Genomic DNA, 4,583 nt, shown 5'->3' with positions numbered 1-4,583 from the left:
ACGATCGGCATTAATCATGTATGATGGGCTTTATTATTTTATCCATAACCACTGAATACGTTAGTTTCCACTTTACAAAAGAAAGACAACCTGCAAAAAGCAAAGCTACCTTTCAGCCTCAATGAGCTTTACACTTAACAAGCGTCTCAATAGGTGAAAATATGGAACTCATTCTCTCTCTGCTGCAACAAACCTGTGTCTACTTAGTAATAGCTTACATGCTAAGTAAAACCCCGTTGATTCTCCCTTTGTTGAGCATCTCTTCACGCTTAAGTCATAAAGTCAGCTGTTATGTTCTGTTTTCTCTGTTCTGTATTATGGGCACCTATTTTGGACTGCAGATTAATGACGCCATAGCCAACACTCGCGCGATGGGTGCGGTAATGGGAGGTCTGTTTGGCGGTCCTGTCGTTGGTTTTGCCGTCGGCTTTACTGGCGGTATTCACCGTTACTCATTAGGCGGCTTCACAGACTTAGCTTGTGCGATTTCGACCACAGCTGAAGGCTTGATTGGCGGCCTATTGCACGTTTACTTGGTTAGAAAGAACAAAGCTAGCCAACTGTTTAATCCGTTGGTGGTGTTCTCGGTAACCCTGTTTGCAGAAATTATTCAGATGCTAATTCTGTTAGCGGTCGCGAAACCATTCGAGCAGTCCTATGCTCTGGTTTCTGATATTGCCGCGCCAATGATCATTGCTAACTCTGTGGGTGCGGCACTGTTCATGAGCATCATCCAAGATCGGAAAACCATCTTCGAAAAATATTCGGCAACTTTCTCACGCCGCGCATTAACCATTGCCGAACGTTCGGTGGGTATTTTGCATGGTGGATTCAATTCAGATAATGCGCAAAAAATCGTGCGCATCATTTACGAAGAGACCAACGTTGGTGCGGTGGCGATCACCGACCGAGAAAAAATTCTCGCGTTTGTTGGCATTGGCGATGAACACCACATACCTAACACTCCGATTTCATCGCAGAGCACGCTTACCTCGATGGAACAAAACGACATCATCTACCTTGATGGCAAAGAAAACCCGTACCAATGTTCTCTATCGCAAGATTGTAAATTGGGTTCTGCGCTTATTATTCCACTGCGCGCGGGTAATGAAGTGGTCGGAACCATCAAACTGTATGAGCCAAAGCTGAAACTATTCTCGACCATCAACATGTCGATGGGTGAAGGTATCGCTCAGCTATTGTCGAGCCAGATATTGTTTAGTAATTATCAGCAACAGCAAACGCTGCTCACCCAAGCGGAAATCAAACTGCTGCATGCACAGGTGAATCCTCACTTCCTGTTTAATGCACTCAACACCATCAGTGCAGTTACACGCCGTGACCCTGATAAAGCACGAGAACTAATTCAGCATCTCTCTCACTTCTTTAGAAGTAATCTGAAGCAGAACATCAATACAGTGAAACTCAAAGACGAACTGGCGCACGTCAATGCGTACCTAACTATTGAAAAAGCACGTTTTACTGACCGATTAGAAGTCGAATGGGATATCGCCTCACAACTATACGAGTCGCAACTGCCGAGCTTTACCCTGCAACCGCTGGTAGAAAACGCCATCAAACATGGGATATCTAATATGTTGGAAGGCGGTAAAGTGAAGATCTATAGCGAGGCTTTCGAGGGTGGATTCAAGTTAATCGTTGAAGACAATGCTGGTAATTATCAGAAGCCATCCCAAGATCACGTTGGATTAGGCATGGAGATTGTTGATAAACGACTCACTAATTTCTTTGGACAAGATTCAGCACTAAAAATAGAATCTCAACCACAGCAATTTACTCGAATGAGCTTTATCATACCTATACTGAAATAAAGGCATTTTCGGAGACGAATCACTCCGAGTTGAAACATTTAGAAGCCGACATTTAAAAGAAAAGCGTGAAACAAGCAGGGATAGAACCAAAATGAAGATTGTAGGATGTTAAAGGCATTAGTTGTCGATGATGAGCTTTTTGCTCGCGAAGAGCTGATTGAACTACTGACTGAAACCGGACAAGTAGAAATCATTGGCCAAGCGAGTAACGCGATCGAAGGACTGAAACAGATCAATCTGCTCAAGCCTGATGTGGTGTATTTGGATATCCAAATGCCGCAGGTTACCGGAATTGAACTGTTAAGCATGCTTGATCCAGACACCATGCCCTACGTGGTATTCGTCACCGCCTACGACCAATATGCGATTCAAGCATTTGAAGACAATGCCTTTGATTACCTACTCAAGCCGGTTGAACCTTGTCGATTAAACAAGAGTGTTTGTCGTCTGAATAAGGTCATCAAGCTGAACCAGAAAGCGCCAGAACAAGATATATCTGCGATTGCTCCCTGCCACTTAGAGCAGATCCCGTGTATCGGCCACAACCGCATTGTGATCATGGCGAGCCAAACGGTCGAGTGCGCTTATTCAGATATCAGTGGTGTCCACGTACGCAGCTCATCACAAACGGCAACCTCGCAGTTGACGCTAAAGATCTTGGAAGAAAAGACCGATTTGATCCGCTGTCATCGACAGTATTTGATCAATATAAAATCGATCCAAGAGATCAAACTGTTAGAGAATGGATTAGCGGAGATCATCACACTGACCGGCTTTGAAGTACCTGTCAGTCGTCGTTACTTAAAGGCTTTAAAGGAGCAACTCGGTCTCCAGTAACCCCATAAGTTTCGACTTTTTTCCAAAATACGATCAAAAAAGCCAACACATCAACGTTGGCTTCCTGTTGTTTACAAATCAATAGTGTTTGCAAATCGATACTGTTTGCGAATCGATAAAGTTACGAATCGATCTTGTCACCAATCCATAGAGACTAGTCGACTTGCTTAATCTGCAGCTCTTTTGGTACTTCGAAGAACATGTTCTCTTCACGACCTTGAATCTCTTCAACCTCGGTAGCACCCAACTCACGAATACGATCTAAGATTTGGTTTACTAGCTCTTCAGGCGCTGAAGCACCCGCTGTCACACCAATTTTCTTTTTCCCTTCAACCCATTCAGTTTGAATGTCTTCAGGACAGTCGGTTAGATAACCAGGCGTGCCTAGCTTCTCAGCTAGCTCTTTTAAACGAGTAGAGTTCGATGAGTTCTTAGAGCCAACAACTATCACGACATCGACATCACCAGCCATCTCACGAATTGCGTCTTGACGGTTTTGTGTTGCGTAGCAAATATCATCTTTACGTGGTCCTTGGATCTCAGGGAATACGCGACGTAACTCTTCAATCACGTCTGCAGTTTCATCAACTGACAGCGTGGTTTGACTAACATAATGTAAGTTACTTGGATCGTTCACGACTAAGTTCTGTACATCTTCTGGTCTTTCAACCAAATACATACCACCAGCTTGGCTAGCGTATTGACCCATAGTGCCTTCCACTTCAGGGTGACCCGCGTGACCAATCAATACTACTTCCATATGTTTGCGGCTCGCTCGAGCAACCTCCATATGAACTTTAGTCACCAAAGGACACGTCGCATCAAATACCGTTAACTCGCGTTCTTTCGCTTCTTTGCGAACCGCTTGAGAAACACCGTGAGCCGAGAAGATCACGATGTTATCGTCTGGTACTTCACTTAACTCTTCGACAAAAATAGCACCACGTTGCTTGAGCCCTTCAACAACAAAGCGGTTATGCACCACTTCATGGCGAACATAAATCGGTGGCTGATACAGTTCAAGAGCGCGCTCTACGATGCTGATCGCACGATCGACACCGGCACAAAAGCCACGAGGGTTAGCTAACATTATTTTCATTTCATTGCTCATCATTTACCGCGGTACTAAGGTTGTTTCTATAGAGTTCGCTGTCAGCGAGGTTCGCATTCTACAGTGAAGCGCCTAGACAGTGAAGCTCTGGGTTGCATCACACCTGTAAGGCGATGTTATTCTACTGTTAAGATAGTGATTAGCCGCTAAGATAGCTACTCCACCGTTAAGACACTTAGTCCACAGCTAAGATGTTAACGTCAAACGTAACGTCTTGGCCGGCTAATGGGTGATTAAAATCAACCGTCACTGAATCACCCGCGATCTCAGTGATAATACCTGGAATTTCCATACCGTCAGGACCAGAGAAAGCCATAATAGTGCCAACTTCGACTTCAGAGTCGCCAACAAACTTAGCACGATCCATATGATGGATATGATCTGGATTTGGCATACCAAACGCGTCTTCCGCCTTCAATTCGATAGATTTTTCAGTCCCCGTTTCAAGGCCAATCAGGCACTGTTCAAAGTTCTCACTTAGGCTGCCATCACCCATCACGAACTTAGCGGGCTTACCCATATTTTCGGTGCTATCGGCAACTGAACCATCCTTCATTTTAATCGTAAAATGTAGAGTTACTGCTGAATCATTTTTAATTGCTGCCACGTTACTTTCCTTAGATTTCTTTATTATTTGAGAATGCATTTTGCTTTGCTCTCATATTACTTGCAGCATAAAAAAAAGCGCCGTCGGAATCAACCGACAGCGCTTAGGGCTATTCTATTCTGTGAGTCATAGGCTGACTTTAGGACAATCTATTACAAAGCGATTTGCTTGATACTCATTAATGTCTGAGTAGTCT

4 protein-coding genes are annotated in these 4,583 nt (G+C 44.2%); 2 read left to right on the top strand and 2 right to left on the bottom strand.

The annotated features are described in order from the left end of the window. Window positions 1-161: 161 nt before the first annotated feature. Together AB4653_RS18440 and btsR are read left to right on the top strand one after the other, a co-directional pair. A complete protein-coding gene (locus AB4653_RS18440) occupies window positions 162-1,832 on the top strand; it encodes a sensor histidine kinase (RefSeq protein WP_017103001.1) in 1,671 nt (556 codons plus the stop codon). Between the two features lie 105 nt (window positions 1,833-1,937). Then, window positions 1,938-2,669: a two-component system response regulator BtsR gene (btsR, locus tag AB4653_RS18435; protein WP_009848448.1), complete on the top strand. Its 732-nt coding sequence runs from the start codon at window positions 1,938-1,940 to the stop codon at window positions 2,667-2,669. 154 nt (window positions 2,670-2,823) lie between these two features. Here the strand turns inward: btsR and ispH are convergent, their stop codons facing one another. Further along, entirely contained in the window at window positions 2,824-3,780 is a 957-nt protein-coding gene (ispH, locus tag AB4653_RS18430; protein ID WP_029222924.1) for a 4-hydroxy-3-methylbut-2-enyl diphosphate reductase, read from the bottom strand. Between the two features lie 175 nt (window positions 3,781-3,955). Beyond that, complete coding sequence (fkpB, locus tag AB4653_RS18425) at window positions 3,956-4,387, bottom strand: FKBP-type peptidyl-prolyl cis-trans isomerase (RefSeq protein WP_009848446.1); 432 nt, start codon at window positions 4,385-4,387, stop codon at window positions 3,956-3,958. Window positions 4,388-4,583: the final 196 nt, after the last annotated feature.

This window comes from Vibrio sp. 10N.222.48.A3, assembly GCF_041475345.1.
Lineage (GTDB): Bacteria > Pseudomonadota > Gammaproteobacteria > Enterobacterales > Vibrionaceae > Vibrio > Vibrio tasmaniensis_A.
The sequence above is the reverse complement of the archived record's forward strand: the minus strand, read 5'-3'. Positions and strand labels throughout refer to the sequence as shown.